Origin of the sequence: Streptomyces sp. SM1, assembly GCF_002910825.1 — a bacterium.
GTDB lineage: Bacteria > Actinomycetota > Actinomycetes > Streptomycetales > Streptomycetaceae > Streptomyces > Streptomyces okerensis.
Genome location: NZ_NEUB01000538.1, coordinates 1 through 1,654, shown reverse-complemented (window position 1 = coordinate 1,654; position 1,654 = coordinate 1). Strand labels below are relative to the sequence as shown.

Genomic DNA, 1,654 nt, shown 5'->3' with positions numbered 1-1,654 from the left:
ATCACGGCCGTGGGGTCGGCGGCACCGGCCGGGGAACCGGTCTGCGGCAGGACACTGGTCGCGCCGCCCGGGTCGTAGCCGCCCGCGCCGTGCTGAAGCACCTGGGTGGGGTCGGCGGAGCCGGGGGCGCCGGGCACCGCCGCGGGCGCCGGGTCGGGGGCCAGGAGCACACCCACGTTCTCCGCGGCGGAGATCTGCCCGGAGTTCGCGTGCACGCCGATGCCCTGGGCGACGACCCGCAGGCCGCGCGCGAGGTTCTCGGCGCTGGGGCGCTCGTCCGGGTTCTTGCGCAGGCAGCGCTCGATGACCGTCCACAGCGGGTCGGGGACGGTGGAGGGGCGGCGCGGTTCGGCGCTCAGGTGCTGGTGCAGCACCTCGAGGGCGGAGCCGCCGGAGAACGGCGGGCGTCCGGTGACCAGCTCGTACAGCAGGATGCCGGCGCCGTAGATGTCGACGGCGGAGGTCTGCGGGCGGCCCTCGGCGGACTCGGGCGCGATGTACGCGGGGGTGCCGACGAACTCGTGGGTACGGGTCAGGCCAGGGGAGTCGGCGAGGCGGGCGATGCCGAAGTCGGTCAGCATCGGGTGCATCTCGCCGCCGGTCTGCTTCAGCAGGACGTTGGCCGGCTTCAGGTCCCGGTGCACCACGCCGTCGGCGTGGCTGGCGCCGAGCGCGTCGGCGATCTGCGCGGTCAGGAGGGCCGCGGCGACGGGGGTGAAGGGGCCGTTCTCACGGAGGTGGCGGTGCAGGTCGGGGCCCTCGACGAGGTCCATGACCAGGGCCAGCAGATCACCCTCGACCACCAGGTCGCGGACCCGGACGATGTTGGGGTGGGTGAGCCGCAGCAGGACCGACCGCTCGCGCAGGAAGCGCGTCACGATGTCGGCGTCGTTGGCGAGCTCCTCCTTGAGGACCTTGATCGCCACGGTCTCGCCGGGCTGTCCCGGTACGGCCGCCTCGGCACCCGCGGTCTCCCGCTGGCGGGCACGCCAGACGGTGCCCGTGGCGCCGCGTCCGAGCGGCTCCTCGAGCAGGTACTTGCTCCCTACCGGCCGCACGTCATGCGCTCCCTGCTGCTTGCTTGGCTGGCGTACACCGTGGTCCACCCTGCTGCGGAATGTTCCGACCCACTGTAGTGCCGCCGCGCGGGATACCGGCCGGTCGTCTTCGACGCCGCGCTTTCCGGTGCTCGCACTGTCGTCCCTCTGCAATGGGTCTTACGTACCGGTTCCCGCCGGTGTTCGACGGTTCGGAGGAATGACGTATCAGTCGGTCCGTTGGTTGCCGCACAACGGACGTGACCGATCTCAAGTCGGCACAAAACGATCATCGGCTCGTCACTGGTCAGGCATTTTTGCGGGCAGAGCCGACCAATCAAGATCATTCCTTGCCGGAAGGCGGGCGCGTTGTCGGTGTCAGGTGCGAGGATGCGTGCAGTACTGGCCGTACGTGCGCGTGTGGCGGTGGGGGAAGACCGCGGTGGGGGACCGCGGGGCGGTTTCGTCCCCCGTGGCCGCGGGCGCTCGCGCAGAAGGGACCGCTGACGGCGATGCAGATCCGGCTGACCGTCGTAGACCCGCTGGGCCCCGCCTTCCCCGCGCGGGAGCGGGCCATGAGCTGCGACGTGCTGGTCACGGCGCCCGCGGGCACGGCT

1 protein-coding gene is annotated in these 1,654 nt (G+C 71.9%); it reads right to left on the bottom strand.

Going from position 1 to position 1,654, the window contains the following annotated elements; all coding sequences use genetic code 11:
* Positions 1-1,058, bottom strand: a 1,058-nt coding sequence (locus B9S61_RS13005; RefSeq protein WP_146064818.1) for a serine/threonine-protein kinase, incomplete at its 3' end; no start/stop codon positions are given.
* Between the last annotated feature and the right edge of the window lie 596 nt (positions 1,059-1,654).